The 25,235-nt window shown below is 55.2% G+C and carries 20 protein-coding genes and 1 pseudogene; 17 read left to right on the top strand and 4 right to left on the bottom strand.

Annotated features, from left to right (window positions below):
• Positions 1-10 precede the first annotated feature (10 nt).
• The 4 genes from ACWGKN_RS09480 to ACWGKN_RS09465 form a co-directional block, all read right to left on the bottom strand.
• Positions 11-457 carry an SH3 domain-containing protein gene (locus ACWGKN_RS09480; RefSeq protein ID WP_452095108.1) on the bottom strand — a complete coding sequence of 149 codons (447 nt, stop codon included), beginning with the start codon at positions 455-457 and terminating at the stop codon, positions 11-13.
• Between the two features lies 1 nt (position 458).
• Complete coding sequence (locus ACWGKN_RS09475; protein WP_424255303.1) at positions 459-1,202, bottom strand: tetratricopeptide repeat protein; 744 nt, start codon at positions 1,200-1,202, stop codon at positions 459-461.
• Between the two features lie 232 nt (positions 1,203-1,434).
• A complete protein-coding gene (gene ppk1 / locus ACWGKN_RS09470; protein ID WP_052160073.1) occupies positions 1,435-3,621 on the bottom strand; it encodes a polyphosphate kinase 1 in 2,187 nt (728 codons plus the stop codon).
• Between the two features lie 434 nt (positions 3,622-4,055).
• On the bottom strand, positions 4,056-4,223 hold the full coding sequence (locus ACWGKN_RS09465) for a hypothetical protein (protein ID WP_424255305.1): 168 nt from the start codon (positions 4,221-4,223) through the stop codon (positions 4,056-4,058).
• Positions 4,224-4,685: 462 nt separating this feature from the next.
• Here ACWGKN_RS09465 and ACWGKN_RS09460 point away from each other — a divergent pair, with 462 nt between their 5' ends.
• The 17 genes and pseudogenes from ACWGKN_RS09460 to ACWGKN_RS09380 all read left to right on the top strand — a co-directional run bounded on the left by ACWGKN_RS09460 (position 4,686) and on the right by ACWGKN_RS09380 (position 25,221).
• Positions 4,686-5,918 (top strand): tyrosine-type recombinase/integrase, encoded by a 1,233-nt coding sequence (locus tag ACWGKN_RS09460; RefSeq protein ID WP_452095107.1) that lies wholly within the window; start codon positions 4,686-4,688, stop codon positions 5,916-5,918.
• Positions 5,919-5,999: 81 nt separating this feature from the next.
• Complete coding sequence (locus ACWGKN_RS09455) at positions 6,000-6,224, top strand: hypothetical protein (RefSeq protein ID WP_452095106.1); 225 nt, start codon at positions 6,000-6,002, stop codon at positions 6,222-6,224.
• A gap of 124 nt (positions 6,225-6,348) precedes the next feature.
• The gene (locus tag ACWGKN_RS09450; protein WP_452095105.1) at positions 6,349-6,879 is read left to right on the top strand and encodes a hypothetical protein; all 531 of its coding nucleotides are present in this window, start codon (positions 6,349-6,351) and stop codon (positions 6,877-6,879) included.
• 696 nt (positions 6,880-7,575) lie between these two features.
• Positions 7,576-10,350, top strand: a complete 2,775-nt coding sequence (locus tag ACWGKN_RS09445) for an AAA family ATPase (protein WP_452095104.1) — start codon at positions 7,576-7,578, stop codon at positions 10,348-10,350.
• On the top strand, positions 10,334-10,852 hold the full coding sequence (locus ACWGKN_RS09440; protein WP_452095103.1) for a hypothetical protein: 519 nt from the start codon (positions 10,334-10,336) through the stop codon (positions 10,850-10,852). Before ACWGKN_RS09445 ends, ACWGKN_RS09440 begins: the two co-directional genes overlap by 17 nt.
• A 10-nt stretch (positions 10,853-10,862) precedes the next feature.
• Complete coding sequence (locus ACWGKN_RS09435; protein WP_452095102.1) at positions 10,863-11,375, top strand: hypothetical protein; 513 nt, start codon at positions 10,863-10,865, stop codon at positions 11,373-11,375.
• A gap of 239 nt (positions 11,376-11,614) precedes the next feature.
• On the top strand, positions 11,615-12,058 hold the full coding sequence (locus ACWGKN_RS09430) for a terminase small subunit (protein WP_452095101.1): 444 nt from the start codon (positions 11,615-11,617) through the stop codon (positions 12,056-12,058).
• 366 nt (positions 12,059-12,424) lie between these two features.
• Complete coding sequence (locus ACWGKN_RS09425) at positions 12,425-13,417, top strand: hypothetical protein (protein ID WP_452095100.1); 993 nt, start codon at positions 12,425-12,427, stop codon at positions 13,415-13,417.
• Positions 13,414-13,680, top strand: coding sequence for a hypothetical protein (locus ACWGKN_RS09420; RefSeq protein WP_452095099.1), 267 nt, complete (start codon positions 13,414-13,416; stop codon positions 13,678-13,680). The genes ACWGKN_RS09425 and ACWGKN_RS09420 overlap by 4 nt, the downstream gene beginning before the upstream one ends.
• 77 nt (positions 13,681-13,757) lie before the next feature.
• Positions 13,758-14,768, top strand: a complete 1,011-nt coding sequence (locus tag ACWGKN_RS09415) for a nuclear transport factor 2 family protein (protein WP_452095098.1) — start codon at positions 13,758-13,760, stop codon at positions 14,766-14,768.
• A gap of 552 nt (positions 14,769-15,320) precedes the next feature.
• Positions 15,321-15,389 (top strand): annotated as a pseudogene (locus tag ACWGKN_RS09410) (transcriptional regulator); the annotation flags it as partial.
• Between the two features lie 70 nt (positions 15,390-15,459).
• Positions 15,460-16,251: a hypothetical protein gene (locus tag ACWGKN_RS09405; protein WP_452095097.1), complete on the top strand. Its 792-nt coding sequence runs from the start codon at positions 15,460-15,462 to the stop codon at positions 16,249-16,251.
• The gene (locus ACWGKN_RS09400) at positions 16,238-16,789 is read left to right on the top strand and encodes a BREX protein BrxB domain-containing protein (protein WP_452095096.1); all 552 of its coding nucleotides are present in this window, start codon (positions 16,238-16,240) and stop codon (positions 16,787-16,789) included. Before ACWGKN_RS09405 ends, ACWGKN_RS09400 begins: the two co-directional genes overlap by 14 nt.
• Before the next feature lie 14 nt (positions 16,790-16,803).
• Positions 16,804-20,241, top strand: coding sequence for a BREX system P-loop protein BrxC (brxC, locus tag ACWGKN_RS09395; RefSeq protein WP_452095324.1), 3,438 nt, complete (start codon positions 16,804-16,806; stop codon positions 20,239-20,241).
• Positions 20,242-20,264: 23 nt separating this feature from the next.
• Entirely contained in the window at positions 20,265-23,696 is a 3,432-nt protein-coding gene (locus ACWGKN_RS09390; RefSeq protein ID WP_452095095.1) for an Eco57I restriction-modification methylase domain-containing protein, read from the top strand.
• Between the two features lie 15 nt (positions 23,697-23,711).
• Positions 23,712-24,278, top strand: coding sequence for a hypothetical protein (locus ACWGKN_RS09385; RefSeq protein WP_452095094.1), 567 nt, complete (start codon positions 23,712-23,714; stop codon positions 24,276-24,278).
• Positions 24,265-25,221 carry a toll/interleukin-1 receptor domain-containing protein gene (locus ACWGKN_RS09380; RefSeq protein ID WP_452095093.1) on the top strand — a complete coding sequence of 319 codons (957 nt, stop codon included), beginning with the start codon at positions 24,265-24,267 and terminating at the stop codon, positions 25,219-25,221. Before ACWGKN_RS09385 ends, ACWGKN_RS09380 begins: the two co-directional genes overlap by 14 nt.
• Positions 25,222-25,235: the final 14 nt, after the last annotated feature.

The following is a 25,235-nucleotide window of genomic DNA, read 5'->3' as shown; positions in this document are numbered from 1 at the left end:
AAATCAGCCGCTACTGGCTGAATTCCTCCGATATCTCCGGTGGCCGGGTGGCGGGTGCGGGTAGTGCAACCGGCGCTGCCAGTTCCTCTTCCGGCATGGCGGGAGGGGCGGACCCCATCGTGGCCGCCGGATTGTCGAAGGAAGGAAGGTTGACGAGATAACGTGAGGCGACCCAGCCGACGGCCCCTTTCCTCGTTTCGATCTCCGACCACATCCCGTTCTGCTGCCGAACGGCAACCGTTTCCCCCCGATAGAGAAGGACCGTGACCTGGCAGGAGGTATCCGGGCACTGCCGCATGTTGAGCGTGTCGGTCTGGACGGTCATGTAGTTCCTGCTCGGCGGCGCATAGACCATCCCGCCCCGCGGCGGCACCTCGGCGCACCCCGCCATCATCAGGACGAGACTGCCGGTGGCAAGGAGAATGGCCCGTCGCCATACGGTGAACTCGGCACCCATATCAGTACCCTCCTGCCAGCCAGTCGGCCCGCTGGCTGACCATGCCGGCATCGGGGGCATCCGGGGCGAGGCTCGCGTAACGACGATAGGCGTCGATCGCCCGTCGCGTCTCCCCGTGCTGTTCAAGGAGGATGCCGTAGTTCTTGTAGGTAAGGGCGTATCCCGGGTTGTACTGGATCGCCGAGGTATAGGCCCGGGTCGCCTCGTCGATGCGCCCGAGCCGGCGCATGACAAGGCCCAGGTTGTTGAGGACATAGACATTGCCGGGATCGATGGCCGCGGCTTTCTCCAGGGCCACCCGCGCCTCCTCGTATCGCCCTTGGCGGGCGAAATCGGTCCCCATTCCGAGCAGTTCAGTGACGGACAGGCCACCCGCCGGGGTGCCGGTGACCGATGTTGGACCTGTCGCCGGAGCGGTACCGACCGTTGACGGCGCCGGTGGCGGCGCGGCCCCCAGGTCGACGACCGTTCCGGCTGGCGGCTGGTTGGCGGCAGGGGCGGTGGGCGCTCCCCGGCTTTCGGCCGGCTGGTCGAAGGCGCTGTCCGGACCGGGGGTCGGGGCTTTTGGCTGCGGCTGTTTGTCCGCGGGCAGGACGAACGGCGAGGCGGTCGCGCTCTGCTCTTCATCGCTTGCAGGAGGGAGGGCGAATGGCGACGGTTCTGTTGCCTGGCCCGGTGATGCAGTCGACAATCCGGCGAGGAGAATGAGGAAAAGTCCCGTCGATTTCAGTTTCATTGGTGTCATGCTCCCTTCTATGTCACTCATTGTGCATTGCTGTAGGTGATGGATAGCGATCCCGGCAGCTGTACGGGAATCCTGCCCGGCCTGAGAAAATATCTCTTCGGGCGATGACGAAGGTCCCCCATTGTACTGTCAGGTGAGGGAAATTTCACGTGCTATTCGGCCGGACGGCATGGGGATGCGGGCTGCCGTCTTGGTCGACCGGCAGCGGCGGCAGGGCGAGGCGGAGAGGCAACTAATTCCTTTTCCGCAAGGTCCCTTTGGCCGTTTTTTTGCCCTTCTTTCTTCGTGCCAGCGGCGAGGCGGCGAAGCGCTGTTCGGCCAGGTCGATGAGGATCTCCTGGACGGTACGGCCCTCGTCGCCTTCCTTCGGCTGCCGCTGGACGTAGGAACCGTCGGGCTGCAATTCCCAGGCGCTGCGGCGGTTGAAGATGTGGACGTCGAGGATCTCGCGCAGTTCCTGCTGCAGTTCCTTGCCCTCGACCGGGACCACGACCTCGACCCTGGCCTCGAGATTGCGCTTCATCAGGTCGGCCGAGCCGATGAAGTACTCTGGATTGCCGCCGTTGCGGAAATAGTAGATCCGCGAGTGTTCGAGAAAGCGCCCGACCACCGAGATCACCGAGATGTTCTCCGACAGCCCGGGAATGCCGGGACGGAGGCGGCAGCTGTCGCGGACGATAAGGTCGACATGGACCCCTGCCTGGGAGGCCCGGTACAGGGCCTCGGTGATCTGCTTGTCCTCGATGGCGTTGGTCTTGAACTGGATCAGGCCGGGGCTGGTGTCGCTGTGCTCGCTGATCTCCCGCTCGATCTTGGCCAGCAGGGCCTTCTTCAGCATGTTCGGCGACGGCAGCAGCTTCTGGTACTTGCGGGCCGGGGCGTAGCCGGTGGTGAGGTAGTTGAAGAGCTCGGTGAGGTCCTCGCAGATCACCGGATCGTTGGTCAGCAGGCCGATGTCGCTGTAGCCCCGGGCGGTGCCGGCGTGGTAGTTGCCGGTGCCGATATGGGCGTAGCGCTGCAGGCCGCTGTAGTCGCGGCGGACGACGAAGATGACCTTGCTGTGGGTCTTCAGCCCGACCACCCCGTAGGTCACGTGGATCCCGGCCTCCTCCATCGTCTCGGCCCAGCGGATGTTGGCCGATTCGTCGAAACGGGCCATCAGCTCGACCACCACCGCCACCTGCTTGCCGTTCTGGGCGGCGTCGATCAGGTACTCGATGATCCGCGAGTCGGCGCTGGTGCGGTAGAGGGTCATCTTGATCACCAGGACCTTGGGATCGGTGCTCGCCTCCTTGAGGAACCTCTCCACCGTGGTGTCGAAGGACTCGTAGGGATGCTGGAGCAGGATCGACTTCTGGGCCCGGATGATGTGGAAGATGTTCGGTTCCTCGGTCAGCAGCTTCGGGTGGTCGCACGGCTGGTGCGGCGGATAGTGGAGCGACGGCTTATCGATTCTGGCGATCTCGAGGAAGTCACGCTTGCCCATGATGCCGGGGGACTCGATCACGTCCTCCTCGACGTCGATGCCGAGTTCCGCCGCCAGCAGGCCGCGGTGGTCTTTGGTCATGCAAGGTCCGACCTCGAGGCGGACGATGTCGGCGAACTTGCGGTCGCGGAGGGCTGATTCGATCATCGCCAGCAGGTCGTTGGCCTGCTCGCCGGTCCGCTCGGTTATGGCGTTCCTGGTCACCCGGAACAGCTCGCAGCTGTGGATGACCAATCCCGGAAAGATAATGTCGAGGTTGTTGCTGACCAGGTCTTCAAAGGTGATGTAGAGGTGGTCGCTGCCGACCTTGATGAAGCGGGGGGCGCCGATGCCGGTCGGGACCTTGAGCCGGTTGAGAAAGACCTGCTCCTGTCCCTTCTCGCTGGTCGCCACCAGCCAATTGACCGAGAGGTTGGAGATGAAGGGAAAGGGGTGGGCCGGGTCGATTCCCTGCGGAATCAGCAGGGGGTAGAGCTCTTTCCTGAAATATTTCGTCATCTCCTGCTGCTGTTTCTGGCTCAGCTCGCCGAACTGGCAGACCCTGATGCCCTCGTCGGCCAGGAGCTTGAGCAGGGTCTCCTCGAGCTGCTGCTGCTGGTCGAGCAGGTCCTTGACGACCGAGTAGCAGGCCTCGAGCTGCTGCTTGGGCAGCATGCCGTCGATGGAGGGTCTCTTGACGCCGGCCCACAGCTGCTGCTTCAGGCCGCCGATGCGCTTCATGTAGAACTCGTCGAGGTTGGAGCCGATCACCGCGAGGAAAAAGACCCGCTCGAGCAGCGGTGTCCGCGGATCCTGGCCTTCGGCGAGGACCCGGCGGTTGAACTCGAGCCAGGTCAGCTCACGGTTCAGAAACCATTTGGGACTGGAGAGATCGGTGACCTTCGGTATCTCCTGGTCCGGATTTTTCACCGGCCTGGGTGTTTCGCTTTTCATCGTTTATATCCGGTTGTGACCGTCGGGACTGGCCTGATGGTGAAGACATCGGCCGGCTCTGCCGCCGTCGACAACGATGGCGATACAGGTACCGTCGGTTGCGGAGAGGGCAAGGCAATTCAGGCCGATTGCGGGTTCAGCGTCGAACACCGGTATCGATTCGGTCATGATGCGTACCGGACTGGCCGGTGCGTATGCGATGACAATTTGTATTATAATGTGAAATTACGGAAAAACTCTCGATAAGTCAAATGAAACGGATGAGATCCGGGTGTGATGGGGCGAGGGCGTGAGACTGGATCGGCCACTATCGCTGACTACTACCAGGAGAAAAAAAACAGTTTGACGGACCGCTTCTTCTCCAATCATCAAGGACGGCTTTCGAGAGCCGCCTGAGGAATTTTTGATCGGGTCGTCTTGAGTGCGAACATGATTTAAAATTTTCCTGTTAATCGTTTCATTCTCTCCGCTTGTTCCAATTTGTTTTGTTCGTCCTGGATAAATTGTTTTATTTTTCGTCTTTCTTCCTTGATGTGAATTGTCATCATCCAGCAAAGCGCCATTCCCAACAGGCCGATCAATACGAGTGTAGTCGTTTCCATAAATGCTTGTCTAAAAATAAAAATTTAAAAATACCGGCGTCCCAGGCACCTTTGCCGCCAAAAAAGAAATAGACTTCCGATCAACGTTGTTCACGCCACGCAACCCCTTGCGGCTGTGCGGCGGGGACATGTTCTTCAGTAATCATAATCATGAATACCGATTGAACATGGGGGCAACATCTGCGGAAACAAAAAAAGCACTTAAAGCTGGAGCGCTTTGAGTGCTGATATTTGCTTGGCTGGGGGACGAGGGCTCGAACCTCGATAAGCGGAGTCAGAGTCCTTTTCAAGCCATTTCCCATACCTTCACCAGACATCACTATCCCTTGACTTTCAAGCATTTATCGAATAGCATACTTCACAGGGATTCACCCTATTTACCTGAAAAGGTTGACCAGGGGTTGACCAAAACCAGATAAGCGGATGCAGAAACCAGATAAGCGGACTCGCGGAGGACTGGCAATGGTGGAGTGGATAAAGTCAGAACACACAGGGCTGAGGTACCGAGAACATGAGAGCAAGACCACCGGAGTGGGGCGGGGGAAAAGACCCTTGCGCTACTACATGATGACATACAAGCTTGATGGTAAGACTGTATCCGAGTCCCTTGGATGGGAAGGAGAGTACATAAAAAACGAGGATCACGCTAGGAGGATTAATCAGAAGCTGCGAGATAATCGGAAGGATCGGACGCCACCCTTCACCCTGGCGGAGTATCGGCAGCAGAACGAGGAAACGTTACAGGCGGCCAGGGAGGAAGCAGCTGTCGAAGCAATACTCAATCTCACCTTCACGGAAGTGTTCGAAAAATATCTGGTTGCGTCGAAGCTGAAGAAACGGAATCCCCGGTCCTGGAAGCGAGAGGACCAACTCGCCAGGTTGCATATTTTCCCGGTGGTCGGAAGTCTTCCCTTGATGAATGTCGCACAGGTGCCGCACATCCAAAAAATCCAAAACAGCATGGCGAAGGCCGGGTTGAGCCCAAGGACTATCAGGTACGCATTGCATGTGATCAGGATCGTCTTCAATTTCGCCAGTGACGAAGGATTGTATTCAGGACCGAATCCAGCCCAAGAGAAAAAGAAAACCAGTATCAGCTCCAGGGCCGCCGGTATCGAATACCCGCAGCAGGACAACAAGAAGGATCGATACTTGAGCCGCGAAGAGGCCGGACTTCTCTTGGGCGAGCTGGCCAAGAGATCGGACGAAGTCCACAACATGGCCTATCTGAGCCTTTACACCGGGATGCGGTTCGGTGAAGTGGCGAATCTGAAATGGGGCGATGTGGACCTGTTCCAGGGGGTAATCATGCTCCGGAATACGAAGAGCGGGAAGGACAGGCCAGCCTATATGAATCCTGGCGTCAAAAAACTGATGTCAAGCATCGGGCCGGGGGAGCCTGACCATCTCGTTTTCCCTGCGCGGGGCACTGACAACAAGCCTCATTACATGATCAGCTCCGTCTACTATAAGGTGGTGAAAGAACTGTTCAACCAGGGCGTAACCGACAAGAAGCAGTGGGTGAACTTCCACACCCTTCGACATACGTTTGCAAGCTGGCTGGTTGAGAAGGACACCAATCTGTACTTGGTCAAGGATCTGCTGGGGCACTCCGACCTGAAGATAACCGAACGCTACGCCCACATCGGTGATAACCAGCGGAGGCAGGCAGTATTGAAATTGCAGAACGGATAATGACCTTTGCCGGGCTAGGCTGATCACCGAAAAGGCGCAACCCGGACTGTCCATTGAAGCGAAAGTGGGAGGGATTGAGAAGTGCAGCGAAAGAAGGCGACACCGGAAGAATTGGAGGAGAACGCCCGGCAGATAATGTCCGAGATTCCCAGCGTAACGCCCGAGATGATAACGGAGTGGGACAGCCAAAGGCGACCGGCACGACCGGGCGAGATCGAGGGTCAACTGGAAAAGCTGTACCGCGAAGGATTACGAAAGAAGATCCCACACCCCGATCCTTCCATTCCTGGTTTGGTAATTCGATAATTGAGACGCCTACGCATCAAGCGTATTTGACCGGGCTAGGCGGTGACTGATCATCACCACCGAAGAGCAACGACCCTGGCGGCCTGCCCGGTTTTTTATCAAGGGGACCTTGTGAGGGACGAGGATGGGAGACCAAAACAAGAAGGACGAATTGCTGGATGAATGGAAGAAATGGAAGGAAGACGCAGACGACAGCTTGAAAGTGGTGAAAGGTTGGAAAGATCAGATGCCGGAGTACGATCCGCCTGAGACAACCCCGGAGTTTGAGAAGGGGTTTGACAATGCCGTAAGGCTGAAGGAGATCGATTCAGAGATTGCCCGTGTGGAATCCATGCAGGCGAAGGATATTGATCAAGATGAAAAGATCAGAAGAAGATTGGCCGAACTCAACAACGAACGCCGAGAAATAGAGGGCACACAGCTACCACCTACACATGCGGTCCCGGCAGGAGACGATCAAGATCATCCGTTTACAGGCAACGTGGAGCTTCGAACCGAATCCGGAATGTCAGATGCGACCCTTAGAAAATATATGGCTCTCTCCGAGCCGAAGATTGAATTTACTTATGTTGGAAAATCACCATCACTTCTTCAATCCCAACTCGATAGAGTCAAGGCCACTAAAAGGAGAATCAAGTCGGCCAGAAAAAAATAACATCGAAGAAAAAATAATTTTTAAGACCAGAAGCCTTATTTTTTAAGACTTAGCACAATCCCCTCCCCGCCCGCGCTCTAACTGACTTTCGAGTCGGTTGGAGCGTTTCTTTTTTAAGACACTGAGACCTGAGCATTAAGACCTAAGTGTCTGGTTTCATTTAGCTTTCTACCTTTACACCCCTCAAAACAGTGGGTACCATAGGCTTATCAATCGTTCGGCGCCGGACGAAAAGCCTACGGAGGTTTTGAAAATGGGATTCGATAGAGAAGCAGCAGCAGCAACCATCAGGAAGGCGGCGGAGAAGTGGCCGACCAGTTTTGTACCGCGATCACAGGTGCCGACCTTCACCGGCGGATTGATTGCGGTTGGGACGTTGGCGAATCTGGACTCAGAGGGCCGGGGACCACAAGGCGCGTTTCGTATCGGGCGGCAGCGATGCTACCCGGTGGACGCCCTCTGTGAATGGCTCATCAGCAGGATGGAGGCGTGACCCATGCCCGCCAACGGAAAAGCGGTTCCCCCCTGTATGGCTGGCAGGCCGAGGGAAACCGCTTCAAAACAACAAGCGCATACTAGCCAATTTTCACGATTTAATAAAGAGATAGATTGGTTCTTTCTCGGAGTTCTCGCGGTCGTCGATGCAGTGACCATTGCGGCCTGGCTGGCGCTGGTTTTCGGCGGGAGGACGGGCCTATGAACAACGTGGAAACCGTCCAAGACTCCGATATCCTCGCCATCTTCTCCGTGGTTACCAAGGCGGAGGGGCTATTGACCAAGATCATGCGTGATGATCCTGAAACAGGCATGGTGATCAAGGACGCTAGTCAATGCTCAATGAATTCGGGGAATATCAAGCAGGTCTTCGTAAGGAGCTTTCAGCATTTCGCCGACAGTCTGCGACTGTTGGCACGGAATCAAGCACTGGTCCACGGAGTATCTCAGTACACAAAGGCGGCTATAACGACTGTGAGGCGGCTACCGTATGTAAAGCAGAAACCCGGCGCCCTGCCTGTTATCGCCCGATCAAAAGAATACATCTCTTATCCGGACAATTCCGCTCTCATGATGTTCGATCATGACAAGGCCCGGCCAAATTCTGTAGCCGAAAACGATGGCGCCCTGCAATCGTTTTCACCTGTCGAATTGATTCAGCTGATAACGAGGATCATGCGGGAGATGGGAAATGCGGGGTGGGTGAGCACCCCGTCAACGTCGTCCTGCATTTTCGACCAAACCGGTAAGGAACTTCGCGGCGAAGGGTCAGGCTTTCACCTCTATTTCGTTGTCGAGCATGGCACAGATATCCCCAGGTTCCTCAAAGTCTTGGGCAAGCGGCTCTTTTTAGCGGGTTACGGAAGGGTTGAGATATCGCGATCAGGTGCACTGTTATTCAGAACCCTTATAGACCTGTCCGTTGCCAGCCCCGAGAGGCTGGACTTTGTGGCGGGGGCTGTTTGCGAGGACGGTCTTGTGCAGAAACTACCCCCGCCACAAGTCAAGGAAGGGACGCGCCTTAACACAGCACTATTGCCCGACCTGACCCCAGCCGAGGAAGAAGAATACGAGGCCATTAAGGCCCGCTTGACCGAACTCGCGAAACCTTCACAGGCGGTCGTAAAGGAAAAATATCTTGAGCAGGCGGCGGGGGAGCTATCTACCGAAAGAGGGATCAGTCTTGATGAAGCCAGGGAAATCGTTCTCTCGCGTCAGAATCACATCCTTAAAGACGGGGACCAACTCTATTTTGCTCACCTGAGAGGAAAAGCTGTCTCGGTTGCCGAAGTGCTGGACAATCCGACCGTCTACCATAAGAAACCTTTGGCCGATCCGCTTGAACCAGAATACGACGGCGGAAGTCTGACCAAGGCATTGTTCTACTGGAATGATGGCAACCCGATCATCAATTCGTTCGCGCACGGCGAGACCAGATACACCTTTGAGCGATTCAAGAAAGCGGTTGTAGAAGAACCGCCCCGAGAGGCGGCCTCACAGCCATGGTTTCCAGATGCCTTGAGACAGGGGTCTGTATCACGGTTTATCGACACACCGCCGCCGCCTCTCGATTGGATCTTTCAAGGCACGCTGCTGGCCAAGACAACCGGAATGCTGGTGGGGCCGGGCGCGGCCGGCAAGTCAACATTGGGTCTGCTGATGCTGATAGCGTCGGCAACGGGGCGGGATATCCTACCCGGCATCTTCACGCCAACACGAGCAGGGAAGGTGCTCGGGGTGTTCGCTGAAGACGACGAAACTATCATTCATCACCGGATGTACGCCATGGCGAACCAACTCTTTGAACACGATCCCGAGGCGCGGGATTTGCTCCGGGCGAACATGAAGGTGATCCCCGCCGTTGGGTATGACGTCCGTTTTTTGAGCCAGGTGGATAGGGAGTTATCCAAATCCGATTTTTTTCAAGAAGTCCTGGATTCAATCGTAGGTATTGAGGACCTGCGCCTAATCCTCCTTGATCCCTGTTCCAGGTTCCACGGCCTGGAGGAAAACGACAACGGTGCCGGTACGTTTCTCGTCAGCCTGATGGAGCGTTGTGCTCAACAAACAGGCGCGGCGGTGATCATCCTGCACCATGTTGGCAAGCGCGCCGGTGCTGATGTTCACGGTTTTGACCTCGATGCCGCGATGCACCAGGATGCATCAAGGGGCGCGAGCGGATTGACCAACGGGGTCCGATGGCAATGCAACCTGTTCGGGCTTCCCGAAAAGAACGCAAAGAAGATCATGGGCGTCCCTGCGTCGGATCCGGGCCAGTATCTGGCCCTGAAGGTCTGCAAGAAAAACTACGGCGCACCCGAGCCGGTGCACTTCCTTGAACGATTGCGGGGCGGAATGCTGAGACCATGCGAACCGAGAATGAGAGAGATTGACGCCGACCTGGAAGCGGCCGTCAAGGGGCTTGTCCTGGACTTCGTGCTTTCCATGGAAGGGCGACAGTTGACAAAGCGAATGCTGATGGACGGCAAATGTCGAGAATGGAAAACCGAGAATCAAGCCATCACTCGACCCGTAGTTGAGCAGGCCATTGCGGCATGTCTCTTGGGTGGCGAGTTGTTCGAGCGCGCGGGGAAAAATGGTGCTGGTCGGACGGTACTCTACCTGAGTCGATACCCTGAACCAGTCACTGAATTGGAACCGGAGGCTATACCGGAGAATACCGGAGAACCGGAGAAAATACCGGAGAAAATACCGGAGGAAAAAATACCGGAGAACCGGAGAATACCGGAGAAAGGAGAGCCTACGGTTTATAACTCTTCGAAATCAAAGGATAAAGATATACCGGAGGAAACAAACCGGAGAAACGATGCCCTACGGTTCGTAAGTCCGCGTAATTGCGAAACTGTATACCGTGGATTTCTCTCCCCTACGGGGGAGGGTAAACCCTCCTCCGGTTTAAACCGGGAGGGGTTACCTCCGCATCCCGAGGAGGCCACGAATGCAGAATTCTTCTGATGTCCTCAGCCTCCTGGAAGGGGCAGGATTGAGCCTTTCCATTTCACGGCCGGGTGAGCTGATGGTCGTTCCCCGTGAATTGATAACCCACCAACTCCAGGCATTGATAATGAATCGGAAGGCAGACATCCTGGAAAGCCTAGCCGTGAGGGACGGGGCGGACATCCTTCAAGGCATCCCTCAACAGAAAGCGCCTGAAGGGGCCGAGGCTGGAAGAAAGGCGGAAGCCGGGAAAAAGGAGGCGCGGGGGCGGGAAGTTCTGCTTGGCGCCCCTCCTGCGGCTCTCTCCTGGCTGCATGAGTATCGGGCAAGATTGAAGGCGGCCGGCTGGACGGGCCGGGAACTGTATCGACGCAACAAATCAAAAGGCATCTTGTGGATGAGTTTATGGAACCGGTCCGACCTGCAGGTTTCAATCATGCCTGATGGGGTTATTGAGTTCTGGTTTATGGAACACGGCTCGGCAATCCGGCAGACAGCCAGGCCGATAAAAACAAACTGAGGAGGTTGAAATGAGCAATGAGCAATCTTGGAAGAAGGTGTTTTCGTCAGCAATTGTTGCACTTGAAGCAACACTCGCTCCGCCACCGGGCTATCGATTCAGTAAGCAATCCATCCGGGCATTAAAGCCTTTCCTGCCTTATTGCCTTCATGAGGCGGGGGGAGGTAACTTTATTTGGCTGAATCGCGATTACAAGCCCTGCGGGATCGCTACAGACGAATTTGTTGACTATGCGGAGTATCCCTGGGTTCACGTCAGAAAGGATGAGCCTGTGGCTATACGGGGGAGCTTTTGGCTATTCGGTGACCTTAATCCTCCTTGGTTTTCTAAGAAAGATGCTGCACGATTGGCGCGGGTGATGAAACTGATACTCGACCCTGGCCTCAACCTGCGAGATACGAAAGGGCAAGCCTTCGGTTTGCTTGCCGAGGATTGGAGCAATAGTAAATGGGGCTGCACGCCCCGCCAGGAAAAGGGACCAGGTTCTTACCCTGGCGGAATCGTAACAGCATGGAGACCATGACAATGAAGTATCCGGCCGAGTTCCGACTCAGCGGACAGGTTGAGCGGTTCGACAGGATCAACTCCAGGACCAGCCGAGATCAAGTCAAAACAAGGGGCCTCCTTTTCGTGGGTGGTCCCGTTTGATGAGTGGGTGCGGCGGATCGAGCCGGACAAAGTGAAATGGGTGCGCCGTGTATTCGGTTCAGAGGTCAAGGCGCACCAGTGGATGAAGACTAACTCAGGAGGATGTAGCAAATAATGATGACACTGACACCGAAGCAAGAAGCCTTTTGTCTGGCGTACCTGGAGACCGGGAACGCCTCGGAAGCGTACCGGAAGGCATATCAGGTGCGAATAACGACGACGAAGAAGAGCATCAACGAATCCGCCTCAGCTTTGCTGGCAACCCCCAAGATATCCTCAAGGATCGAGGAATTGCGGGCAAAGATCATCGAGAAGTTCGTATGGGAGCGGCACGATTCATTGATCGTGCTCTCGGGGATTGCGAGATCGGCAACAGAACCGGCAACCAGCAGGATCGCCGCGGTGAAGGAATTGAACGCGATGCACGGATACAACGCCCCGTCTCAGCACCGGCACCAGTTCGTCAACGATAAGGGTGAGCCTGTAACCGGGATCAATATCACGGTCCGGGCCGTGGCACCTGGGGAGGTCAAATCAGAGATTCACGGGGTAAGATGACCTACAGCGGCGCGATGAAGTTTTATCGCCGGACGAAGTAGCCAGAAGGTCCTGAGATCGTCGCCAGGATGTGAATGACCTCAGGCGCATTGCCCGGCTTGATTCCTGCCCTTGGCGTCGATCCTGGCCCCCTGGCGAAGATCTGAAGGTACCTGCCCCTTTCCGTTTCCGGAATCACCATCTCCTCCTGCTTCACCCTCCCCGTCCTCACCCAGCAAGGCTGGATCTTCGATCTTGCATGGCTTGTCCAATCAATTCAAATGCCCTGCCCCAGACCATGAAGCAGGCTGGAACGAAAAAACTTCACCGAAGATTTGATATCTCCTGACTATCGCGATACGGTGGAACGAAAAGGAGGTAGCAACAATGCCATTGAAAAAGGAGAGGCCACGGCTTTTGGCGTGGATGAAACCCGACGGGACCAGGAGGCAGCAAATCCTGAGCGTATGCCTCGTACCAGATCAGAAGGGAGTCCCTATAAGCCTGTACTCCAGGATAATGGACCAGCAGAGCGGGAAGATATATCGCCTGCTGAAGAAGTCGCAGGAGGAGTACCAGGAGGGCAGACAGGATCTGGAAGTGTTGCTGTCGGGCCTCGGGCTTCTTCCCCCGGACGTGGAGGATCTGAGCGACAGGGACTTCGTGATGCAGATCATGGACGAGGGCCAGGAGTTGAGGACCTGGATCGGGTCGGCGATCAGGCCGTCCGGGAAAGACCCCATGGAGATACCGGGGGCGAGGGAGTTGTACGACAGTCTGACGCTGGAGGAGTGGATGAAGGCGCTGGACGACGAGGTGACAGGGAGGATGGAAGACGAGGAATGTCGCGATACTGTTGATTCAATCAATCACCCATCAATTAAAAATAAGGCGGAAAAGCAGGGAGAAAAGCAGGATTCAAAGCCGGAGCCTGCCACTGAATTAAGCAAATCTGACAAAGAAAAAACCGACCAGTTCGCCGGCAACAAGATATTCACCAGTGACGCCGTAGCGGCGGCCAGGGCGCGGCTGAAGGCGAAGCTGAACACGTTGCGGTCCGGGTTCGACCCGGAGTTGTTTTACCTCGGGGTCCAAGCATCGCTTTATCACGTTGAGGCCGGCACAAGGAAGTTCTCTGATTACGCGAATATCATGCTTGAAGAGTTTGGTGAGGTCTTCCGGCCGTACCTGAAGATATGGTATAACGCCGCCCGCGATTGGCCAGGGGTGGATAGTACCGGGATGCAGTCCTACGATGAGGTTCAGGCGATCCCAACCGGCAAGGAGGAGTTCTTCCTTGATAACGAGGAATCTGCCGCCGATGATTTGACCTCCGCGAATCTCAGTAACACAGAAGAACACTGTGAGTGCCGGCAATGAGCAACTACAAGCAGATGACGGTGGAATACCTGCAGCAGCACGACCCGGACGACCTAAAGCGGATGGAGAACGAGGGAGTGCTGGAGGAGTTCCTGGAGGGGATCGAAAAGGATCACCGGGAGACGGAACGAACGATCTTCAAGCAGATGACGGAGAACCTGCCGGAGGACGACCTGAAAAGAAGTCAGGAAGAAAACCGGGCTCGGGACGTGGCAAGGGAGATATCGACCAGTTACCTGAACGAGTTCCTGACCAGCCTGTAGCGACCAACTACACCATCACCGACGCCGATAATCTCGGGAAAAGGTACGGGCGAATCAGGCAAGGAAAGAGATTGAGAATGAGGAAAATACCGACCCCGGAAGAACGGGAAGCTTTTACCCTGAAGCTGCTGTCAGAGAATCCGAAGCTGACGCGAGAACAGATAGAGGAATGGGATAAGATCGGCTCGCCGATGACTGACAAACAAATTCAGTCAATACGGAAAAGGCATAAAAAGGTCGAATCAAAGAACTACTCTGCCGACCCATGGTGCAAAAGCATTTTGGCATCTGATCTGCCACCAACAGAAAAAATCACTCGGCTGGTTGATAGATGGCTAAAAGACAACCCTGATTTCAAGCTTGACGATGTTGACTTGTGGCACCCCTCCTACATCGCCCTTCATCGCGAAATGAAGCCATGGCTTTTTGCTCAATGTGATAATGAGGCTGAATATGTTGGGTTATGGGCGCTGCTCCTGGCTGCCGCTAAAGAGTGGTTTCCAGATAAGGGTGCGACCAAGGCAGGTCGGTCATTTTGTTACTGTATTGAGGCAGCAGACTGTATCTCCTGGAATGGATGGGAACCAATCCAGCCTGTTCTTCAGGATTATCTCACTTGGCATTACGGAAATAAAGATTCATTCGACCAGGATCCTATTTCGATGACGGGATTACCGAACAATGTGAACCACGAACCAACCATCTTAACCGAGCACGACGCCGCAACCGCCTTCGCCAAGGCATGGAACCGCCTTGATTGTGCCGATTTCATTCACTTGCTGGCTGATGACGCTGTGTATGAATCTCAGTGGGTGTTCACTCCACTAGAAGGCAAAGAGGGTATTGCCGATTACCTTGCCGGCAAGATGGAGAGAATCAAGGCATCCGGCAAGAAGGTCCGGGGCGAGCTGTCCACCGCGAGGGCTGGAAACCAGTTCGGAAAGGCCTGTGTCGTGCTGCAGCAGGGCGAGAACCGGGACACCGATTCGGTGATGGTCTTCGAGGTGGACGGCGACAGGATCAAGCGGTGCGACCTGTGCGACCCGGCGTTCTTTGACCCGGATCCGACTGGCATCTACCCTGTCTGAATCGCTCTCGCGCCATGCCCTTGAACGAAAGGCTGGTCCCTTTGCCGGGGCCGGCCTTATGTTTCCGATTCACACAGCCTCTTCCTGTTTCTCATTGACCCTCAGGAATAATTGTTCAACCCCGCCGGCCAGCCCCCCAACTTTCTGCGAATCGAGGTAGAATTAATGCCTGATTTTACAGGATATCATACTCGCTTATCTGGGGCTGGATGCTGGCGGACAGTGGTTAGTCTGTGAGCAAATTTTGTATTTAATCCGGACGAAAGCGTTTGCAATCGTCTCCTATCAAAATATATATGGAGGATATTTTAGTTGGGAGGTTGTTTCCTGCATCCCAATTGCCACCCCTGACGTTGTAAAAAACCTATTGTCCATGAGGATTTAGGAAATGGTCGAGATGAGAAAACACTTTTTTACCTGTGACTATATAGGCAAACACCTCGGTGTCAGCAGCGATACCAAAAAAAAGACGTCAACATGTTAGTCTGTATGGAAAATAGATGGTAACATAACTAGCCTGCAGGCGTAAAAAAAACTCGAGCCTATCTCGGCATAAAGCGAGATACGGCCTACAAGTGGATCAGCGAAAAAGCCATGCATGCCCACAAAATCGGTCGTCTCTGAAAATTCGAGAAAGACGAAATCGACGAATGGGTTCGCAAAGGCGGAGCAATTGAGACCAGCGGTGAGCATGACGGAAAAGAATAAACAAATATCCCGGTTCGGATTCAGCTTCGAACGCGGAGGCGCTCATACTTCTCGCACCATGATGCTTGAGGAGTTGGGGGCCTTATTGACCTATGTTGACTGGCCCGTGGCTGAGAAGAGTGATTACCTTCAAGCGATAGATGATGAGAACTGCCTAGGTAAGCGCTCTGGTAAGACCCGAACTCTCACATATCGACATCTCGTTGATCTTTACTCGCTTGACCGCACCAACGTCCTTTTTCGAGCTCTCCTCTACTTTTGGAATCGTGACATCGATGGACAGCCATTGCTTGCGCTGCTCTGCACATACGCTCGGGACTCCATTTTCCGGTCTACGGCACCGTTCATTCTGAAATTTCCAGAAGGCGATACGATTACCCGCGAGTCTCTTGAGGAGTTTATTGACGCCCTGGAGCCAGGCCGCTTCAGCAAGGCGACACTTAAATCAACGGCACAAAATATCAATTCGACGTGGACCAAGTCCGGCCACCTGTATGGACGCGCCCGGAAAGTGCGCTCCCGCGCTAATCCTACCGCCGGGAGTGTCTCTTACGCTTTGCTTCTTGGCTATCTCACCGGCGCACGAGGACAGGCGCTTTTCCAAACGGAATACACCAAGTTGCTCGATTGCACGTTCGACAAAGCCATTGTACTTGCCGAAGAGGCCTCTCGCAAAGGCTGGATCGTGTTCAAACGCGTGGGTGATGTCATCGAGGTTCTGTTTCCGAACCTGATCAATCAAGAAGAAATGGAGTGGCTTCGTGAGCAGAGTTAAGCGGCTGATACAGTCCTACAGCAAATACATCTCCGTTCCGTGGCGCGATGATGCCGCTGCCGCACAGCGCGTGATCTTCTGTGTCTACAACGAAACGGAGGAGCGCTGGCTGCGGGCCAAGGTCGATGAATTTGAAATCGTCACGCGACAGGCAGGCCATGAGTGGGCCATGTTCGACCTGACGGATACTTTTGCCATTTGGCTCGCCTCGCAAAGGTACGCCAAAAGCTACTTTCAGAAGCCGCATCTGCTCTCCACGCTACTGCCGAAATACCTCGCATTCATAACCGATGAATTCGAGACTTTCCTCCAAACGAACGAGATCGGACCCGATTCCGTCGTGGCAATTAAAGGCGTCGGTTCGCTTTTCGGATTTCTGAAAGTGAAAGAGGTCGTCGACAAGTTGGCCCCGATGGTCAAGGGACGGCTGCTGGTCTTTTTCCCGGGCAGCTATGAAAACAACAACTACAGGCTGCTGGATGGCTATGACGGGTGGAACTATCTCGCCGTACCGATCACTGCGGACAAGGAATATTGAACGTGGGGTTGATGATGAATAATCGCGATATTTACCAAAAAGATCCGGCCACCCGAAAGCTGGTCAACGAGGGTGTGGCAAGCGTCAACGACGAGAAGACCAGTCAGGCCCTGGCGGTACTCCGTTACGAGTTGGAGACCTTCGTCTGCGACGGCCAATACGAGAAAGGGATGTCACACATCCTCGAGACCTACCTGAAAAACATCGACCAGGCACAGCAACCCGCCGTCTGGGTCAGTGGTTTTTACGGATCAGGTAAATCGCACCTCGTCAAAATGCTCCGTGCGCTTTGGGTTGACACGGTCTTCGAGGATGGAGCCACGGCTCGCGGCATTGCCAACCTGCCTCAAGGCATCACTGATAATTTCAAGGAACTGAGCACCCAGGCCAAACGCCATGGAGGGCTGCACGCCGTCTCCGGCACACTGGGAGCCGGTGCGAGCGGCAGTGTCCGGCTGGCACTCCTGCGCATCATATTGAAATCCGCTGGATTGCCTGAGCAGTATCCGGTTGCCCGCTTCGTCATGTGGCTCAAACACGAAGGCATCTATGACCAGGTTCGCGCTCATGTTGAACAGAATGGCTTCGACTGGGACGAAGAGCTGGATAACTTTTACGTCGCTGAAGGCCTTCACGATGCCCTGGTTCAGGCCAAGCCCAAACTCTTCTCATCACCCGTATCCTGCGTCGAGTCTCTTAACAATCTCTACCCTTACGTTCAGGACATCTCCAGTGATGACATGCTCAAGGCGATTCGGCAGGCCCTGACGAAGGATGGCAAATTCCCCCTGACGCTTGTCGTGCTCGACGAGGTTCAACAGTACATCGGCGAAGACAGCCAACGCTCAATTGATGTCCAGGAGGCGGTGGAAGCCTGCAGCAAAAACATTGGCGGCAAACTCCTCTTCATCGGCACTGGTCAGACGGCCGTGACTGGTACCAGCAACCTGAAAAAGCTCGAGGGGCGTTTCACCATCCGTGTGGAGCTCTCCGATGCCGATGTCGATGCGGTCATTCGTCAGGTCATTCTGGCCAAGAAACCGGAAGCCAAGACGCCCATTGAGCAGATCATGCAAACCAATCTGGGCGAGATCTCCCGGCACCTGGCGGGCACAACCATCGGCCATCAGCAGTACGACATTGCTTTCTTCCCCCAGGACTATCCGATTCTTCCGGTGCGTCGCCGTTTTTGGGAAAACACCCTCCGGGTGCTGGATCAGACCGGAACCGACAGTCAGCTCCGTAACCAGCTCAGTATGATTCACAAGGTCATTCAGACCAATCTCAACGAATCTCTGGGGAGTGTTGTTCCGGCTGACTATCTCTATTTTGATTCTGCCGACAAGCTGTTGCAGTCGCGCATCCTGCCCCGCAAGGTCCACGAAAAGACCATGAGCTGGAGCAAGGGGTCGGATGACGAACAACTCATGGGGCGTGCCTGCGGCCTGGTGTTTCTCATCAACAAGCTCGCTAGCAGCAATAACGAAATTGGCATCCGCGCCACTATCGACACCCTGGCCGATTTGCTGGTTGAGAATCTTTCCCGTGGCTCTGGTGCTCTGCGCAGCAAGTTACCTGGATTACTCGACAAATGCGAACTATTGATGAAGGTCGGTGATGAATATCGCATTCAAACCGAGGAAAGTGCTGCCTGGAATGATGAGTTTCTGAGCCAGCGCTCCGCCTTGTCCAACGAGGCGCACCGCATCGAGGCCGAACGCGACGACCGCATCCGCAAGCGATTCGGTGAGATGGTACGCAAGCTCTCCCTCACCCAGGGTAGCTCGAAGGTTACCCGCGACATCTTTCCGGTGTTTGACGCCCAGCTTCCCACCGATGCCGATCAGCGCATTTGCGTCTGGGTTCGCGACGGCTGGAGCATTGACGAAAACTCGGTGCGGGCCGATTCACGGCAAGCGGGCAATCAATCCCCGACCGTCTTTGTGTTCATCCCCAAGCGTTCGGCCGATGACCTTCGCCACCACCTCATCGATTACAAGGCCGCCAGCGCCACGTTGGATAAACGCGGTGTTCCCAACACCCCGGAAGGCACCGAAGCTCGTGCGGCCATGGAGACCACCAAGCAGACCGCCGAAGGCAAGATCCGCGAACTGCTCGAAGAAGCCTTCTCCGGAGCCCGCGTCTTTCAGGGCGGCGGCAATGAGATTCTTGGTAACAATCTCCAGGAAATGTCTCTCGAAGCGGCAGGAAATTCACTGCAACGGCTCTACCCGCAGTTCCACACCGCCGATCATATCGGCTGGTCGAAGGTTTATGAAAAAGCCCAGAAAGGCGCTCCTGATGCGCTCAAGGCCGTCGGTGACGAAGGCGAACCTGCGAAAAATCCGGTATGTAAAGCCATCCTCGGCTTCATCGCCGGTGGCAAAAAAGGCGCAGATATCCGCACCCAGTTCGAGTCTTCACCCTACGGATGGTCGCGTGACGCCGTGGACGGCGGTCTACAGGTGCTGTTGGTAGCCGGGCTGATCCGGGCGCAAGACGATCGTGGCCAACCCCTCGACCCCAAGGAACTGGAGCGCAAAACCATCGGCAAGGTGATGTTCAAGGTGGAATCCGCCACCGTCACCACCGCCCAACGTATCCAGATCCGCAAGCTGTTGCAGAAGGTCGGGCTCTCGGCCAAGCAGGGCGAGGAACTGGCCTATATACCGCAGTTCCTGCAGAAAATGGTGGAGATTGCCGACCAGGCTGGCGGCGAGGCACCGAAACCGGCCCGGCCGGACACAACGTCCCTCGACGAAATCCGCCTTACGGCGGGCAATGAACAACTGCTTGCCCTCTACAACCGGCGGGATGAATTGGGTAGCAGCATCGATAGCTGGACCGATCTCGCTGAGCGCATCGCCAAACGCTGGCCCAACTGGAGCGTTTTGAAGCGCCTGATGGCCCACGCTTCCGGGCTTCAGGACGCCGAGGTAATCCTGGCCCAGGTGAAGACTATTGAGCAGCAGCGCCAGCTTCTGGAAGAGCCTGACCTGGTCGGACCGCTGATCGCCAACCTGACCCAACTGCTGCGCGATGAGCTCAACAAGCTCGATGGCGAATATACCTCCCGTCATGCGGAAGGCCTCAAACGCCTGGCGGATGACAGTAACTGGCAGCAACTGGAACCGGAGCAGCGCTACCAGCTCATGTCCGCCCAGTTCTTGCACGAATCTGCCCGGCCCAACGTCAAGGTCCAATCGACGAGTGACGTACTGGCCACGCTGGACCACTGCTCCCTATCGATGTTTGGCGACCGTGTGGCGGCCATGCCGGCCCGCTTCGACAACGTCGCCAGCGGGGCCGCCGAATTGTGTGAACCCCAGGCTCAGTTCATTCAGGTGCCGCGCCGCACACTGAAAACCATTGATGAGATCGATGCCTGGGTCGACGACGTGAAACAACAACTCAAGGCCGCCCTGCAAAACGGGCCGATAGTGATTCGATAAGCAGCCTTCAGGGGAAATAACGCATGCAGCCGCTCGACAAAACATTAAGAAACCGACTCGAACGCACCATCAAGGATGCGCGTGATATTGCCGAGGACGCCGCCCGTGCCGCGCTGGAACAACTCGGTGTGGGTGAGGCCGCGCCCTTTGCTCACCTGAGCGAACAGGACCGAGAGCTGCGCCGCAAGCTGCGCGTTCACGGCCGCCAACGGGGTGATTCCCTGAACGGCGGCAAGATCCAGACCATGGACCGCTTGATCGAAGAGGTCGCCTACGAGCACTGGCACCGCATGCTTTTTGCCCGCTTCCTGGCCGAGAACAATCTGCTGATGTATCCCGACCCGGACGATCCGGTGGCGGTCACCCTCGAAGAGTGTGAAGACCTCGCCCCTGATGAAGGCGCAGCCAACGGTTGGGAGCTGGCCGCCCGGTTTGCCGCCCGCATGCTGCCGCAGATCTTCCGGCTTGACTCTCCGGTTTTCCAACTGGTCCTGCCGCCCGAGCACCAGCAGAAATTGGAGCGTCTGGTGGCCGACCTGCCGCTGGAGGTCTTCACCGCCTCCGACAGCCTCGGTTGGGTCTATCAATTCTGGCAGGCCAAGAAGAAGGACGAGGTCAACGCCTCCGAGCTCAAGATTGGCGCACGGGAGCTGCCTGCCGTTACCCAGCTCTTCACCGAGCCCTACATGGTTAGCTTCCTGCTCGACAATTCCCTGGGGGCCTGGTGGGCGGCAAGACGGCTCAGCGAAGCCGACCTTAGAAACGCCAGCAACGAAAAGGAACTGCGCCGGAAGGCGGCGATCCCTGGTGTACCGCTGAACTATCTGCGCTTTGTGCAACGGGAAGATGGCACCTGGACACCGGCGGCAGGAACCTTCGACGGTTGGCCTTCGCAGCTTGCCGACCTGAAGACCCTCGACCCCTGCTGCGGGTCGGGCCATTTCCTGGTGGCAGCCTTCCTGATGCTGGTGCCCATGCGCATGGAGCGCGACGGTCTTTCGGCCAAGGAGGCAGTGGACGCCGTGCTGCGGGAAAACATCCATGGCCTGGAGTTGGATCAGCGCTGCGTGGAGCTGGCCGCCTTTGCCCTGGCGCTGGCCGCATGGAAATACCCGAACTCTGGTGGCTACCGGGTGTTGCCGGAATTGAATGTTGCCTGCTCTGGTTTGTCGATCAGCGCCAAAAAGGAGGATTGGCTGGCACTGGCCGGAGACAATACCAATCTGCGGCTTGCTCTCGAAGAGCTTTATAAGCAGTTCAAGGATGCACCGGTGCTCGGCAGTCTGATCAACCCGGAAGCGAGTTTGGGCAAGGGGTCACTGTTTGAATTCAAGTGGGAAGAAGTTGGACCTCTGCTGACTAAAGCGTTGGCGGGTGAAAAGGATGATGAAAAGGCGGAGATGGCGGTTGTAGCAAAAGGACTCAGTAAGACAGCAACTATAACAGCAGAAAGATTTCATCTGATAAGCACAAACGTGCCATTTCTTACTGCTATCAAGTACTCCGATCCGTTAAAAAAATATATCGAAAAAACGTATCAATCCGCAAAAGCAAACCTTGCAACAGCAATGGCATTACGTTCCATAGAACTATTACAGAAATACGGGATTGCATGTTATGTAGCGCCTCAAAGTTGGATGTTTTTAAAGGGATACAGACATTTCCGTCATAAGCTAATGACCGAGCATTCAATTGCCATGGTTGCCAGATTAGGAGAACAAGGGTTTCAGAGCGCACAATCGAATGGCGAACAAGTAGCGCTTAATATCATACATAAAAGAAGGCTCGCTGAGAGTGATTTTTTCTTAGGGATAGACGTAAGCGATGAGAAAGACGTAGCCCAAAAGTCCACAGGTATTATTCATAACGAATTAAATCGAATTGAAATTTTAGAGCAGCTTTCAAAGCCTCAGCATATTATTTCCTTTTCTAGATCTGCAGATGCCAAATCTTTGGCTGAGTACGCTTCAGCTTTACGAGGGTGCGGAACTGGTGACGCTCCAAGCTTTGTAAGAAATTATTGGGAAGTACAATGTTTCGGCTCTAACTGGACTTTTCATCAAACAACCCCAAAGGGAGTAGATCCATTTGATGGCATGTCGGAAATAATATTCTGGCAGAAAGAAGCAGGAAGACTGGCGCAACTCGCAGAGAGTGTGCGGCACCTAAATCATGCAGCACAAAATTGGCGACGAGGCAAACCTAATTGGGGAAAGATGGGCGTAATTGTTAGCCAGATGGGAAATTTCCCAGCTTCAATTTACACTGGGGCTATATACGACCCAAATTGTTGCGCAATAGTCCCTTTCAATCCAGAAGACACCAATGGCTTGTGGTCTTATTGTTATGGTGGCTCATTCACAACGGAAGTAAAAAACCTTAATCAGAATAGAAAGGTAGAGGTCAAAACGTTTCTGGCTGCACCTTTCGATAAGCAAAATTGGATTCACAAAGCCACACAGTTATACCCCAATGGCCTACCCAAACCCTACACAGACGATCCCACCCAGTGGATTTTTCACGGCCATCCTTGCGGTTCAGTTATCTGGGATGACGAGAAAAAATGGACAGCCAATGGCCCGCTGCGTACTGATGACAGCGTACTGCATATCGCTGTCGCTCGACTCCTCGGCTACCGCTGGCCTGCCGAGCTGGACCCGAACATGGAACTGGCCGACGAGCAGCGCGAATGGGTCAAGCGCTGTGAAGCCCTAGCTGGCTACGCCGATGATGACGGCATCGTCTGCATCCCGCCGGTGCGGGGCGAGGCGTCGGCATCCGACCGTCTGCTGAACCTGCTGGCCGCCGCCTATGGTGATGCCTGGTCCAACGATATCCTGGCCGCGCTGCTCAAAAGCGCAGATCACGCGGGCAAGACACTGGAGACCTGGTTGCGGGAGAAGTTCTTCACCCAACACTGCAAGCTATTCCAACACCGCCCCTTCATCTGGCACATCTGGGATGGCTTGCGCGACGGCTTCGCCGCCCTGGTCAACTACCACAAGCTCGATGCCAAGCTTCTGGAGACCCTGACCTACACCTACCTGGGCGACTGGATTCGAACTCAGAAGGATGCCATCGCCAAGGGGACCGATGGTGCCCAAGAACGCCTGGCCGCCGCCGAGGCCCTCAAGAAAAAGCTGGAGCTGATCCTCGAAGGCGAAGCGCCCTACGATATCTTCGTGCGCTGGAAACCACTGGAAAAACAGCCCATCGGCTGGGACCCTGACCTCAATGACGGTGTGCGCCTTAATATCCGCCCTTTCCTCACGGTGTCCGATGTCGGCAAAAAAGGCACAGGGTGCTTACGCGACAAGCCCAACATCAACTGGAACAAGGACCGTGGCAAGGATGTGAAATCCGCCCCTTGGTACCACCTCTTTGGCGGTGACCGCATCAACGACCACCACCTGACCCTGGCCGAAAAACGTACCGCACGGGAGGTGACGAAATAACATGAGAGTTTCTCAATGAGCTATTCACAGACAGCGAAAACCCTACCCAGCTTCCTGCGCTTCCTCTTTAGCCCGTTCTTTCGTAATTGGTGGGCTGTGCTCACCGGATGCGCATCAATCCTCGCAATGTATATCACGCCTTCGCAAGGCATTAAGTTGAGTGGCGCTGCGATGATGACTGCTACTTTCGTCGCTCTCTCGCTGATTTTCGTAACCCTTTCGGTCCTCGGCCAAGGATGGCAGCTCTATTTAGGGCGATTGGGCGGGTTGCAAGTATCATCGTTTGAGCGTAATCGCGACATGCCAGAAGGATGGCTCTTTGTACTTGTCGGGGACGTTGATCTTGCCGTTGGCACCGTAATTGATATTCACAAAAAGACGGGGGCTGCGGAGGTTCCCCTCTCGCTTGTTCGAATTGCCTCCCGAAACTCATGCGGAGCGTACCAGGCAGCCCCCATCGGAAAGATCAATCCAACCCACATTAAAGAACATTCGGCGGGAGGTCTTCGACCGGCAGATCTGATTGTTCGCACCTCCGTTGACCTGCAGCGCATAAAGGAGGCAGCCAATGACCTCGGATAAAAAGGTTTTTCTCAGCCATTCCCACAACGATAAAGAGTTCGCAGAGCGTTTAGCCCGCGAACTCATTGCCCAGGGACAAGATGTGTGGTTTGACAAGTGGGACATTCAGCCAGGTGACTCAATCGTCAGCAAGATCTTCGAGGAGGGCCTCGCTAACGCCGCTGCCTTCGCCATTGTACTCTCGAAGGAGAGTGTTCGCTCAAGCTGGGTCCGAGAAGAGCTAAACGTAGCGACAATACGACGTATTGAAGATCTGGTTCGTGTCATCCCTATTCTCAAAGAAGATGTAGAAATCCCGACCGCGCTCCGCGCCCTCCACTGGGTAGACATGCGAACTGATTTTGACAACGGAGTGAGGTCTATTCTCAATGTGCTTGCCAGAGTATCGGACAAACCGCCACTCGGTGAGACCCCAGCACACCTGAAGTCGATTGTAGAGCCTGTTGCCGGACTATCTCGGCTGGCTTCGACAGTTGGGCTTCACCTTCTCCGGGCGACAGATGTTGACGAACCATTCATGCGGGCAGTCCGAAATACAGATTTTGCTGAGGCTCTTCATCTTACCCCAACTGAACTCAATGACGCAGTGGATGAATTGGAGTCACAAGGACTCGCTGAAACGAACAAGGAAATAGGTACACACCCCTATGATTTCGGATTTGTCGAGGCAACATATCTCCTCTTCCATGCCCTCAGTGAATTTCTGGAGTATTCCCCCAGCGAGGACGTAAAGATAGTGCTCAATGCAATAGCCGCTCTTAAGGACGCGGAGGGGCCAGAGCTCGAAAGCCATACACAGTTGTCATTTGGCCGATTGAACAGGGCGGTGGCGTATATCAAGGATCATGGCTACGCTAAAGTATTACTTGCCATTGGAACTGCTCCTTATGGATTCAAGAATGCTTCTGCTACGCGAGAAACACGTCAAGCGTCACTCGAATAACCGGTGCTTCGACA

Source organism: Desulfoprunum sp. (genome assembly GCF_053613775.1).
The sequence above is the reverse complement of the archived record's forward strand: the minus strand, read 5'-3'. Positions and strand labels throughout refer to the sequence as shown.